The organism is Bartonella taylorii 8TBB, assembly GCF_902825155.1.
Lineage (GTDB): Bacteria > Pseudomonadota > Alphaproteobacteria > Rhizobiales > Rhizobiaceae > Bartonella > Bartonella taylorii_A.
Window position 1 is genome coordinate 1 of sequence record NZ_CADEAG010000090.1, and the last position, 507, is coordinate 507.

The window sequence follows — 507 nt, forward strand, 5'->3', positions numbered from 1 at the left end:
GGCAATCCGTTAACGAAACTGTTACAGCATTCTCAACCGCATTCTCAAATTGCTTTAAGTCCTCACAAAGAATTTCTTCTGCTTGCTGTTGCGTAATGCACATCCCTTTTTTGACAATCGGTTTACCGGCTCTGCTCGTGTGACCATAACCAATAGTCCACACATGCGCTATATCTTGATACGCATTCAGGCGTAAACCTTCCCATTGTTTGATAAGTTCTAATCCTTCTTTCGATATCTTTCTCATCTGACGCTCCATAAAAAAAGCCCCACAAAAGTGAGGCTGGATAAAAATGTTTTTTTATGATCTCTATTGGCTATACTCTTTGATCAACTGTTCGACTTCTTCAACGCTAAAGCCAAGCTGAAAGAGCGGCGCATATTCACTTTCCTGTAATTCATACTGACAACGCTTTTCGACAAAATCACCATTTAAATCAAACGGTATTTCTGTTGTTCGACAAACCTTATGCGTATCATCTTCTACCCCCTCTTCCCCTTCACTGA

General features: G+C 40.6%; 1 protein-coding gene and 1 pseudogene. Both read right to left on the reverse strand.

Annotated features, from left to right (window positions below):
- Positions 1 to 247 (reverse strand): lysozyme (locus J7R13_RS08775; RefSeq protein WP_208438306.1); only part of this gene is annotated, 247 nt, incomplete at its 3' end.
- Positions 248 to 310: 63 nt separating this feature from the next.
- Positions 311 to 507 (reverse strand): annotated as a pseudogene (locus J7R13_RS08780) (hypothetical protein); the annotation flags it as partial.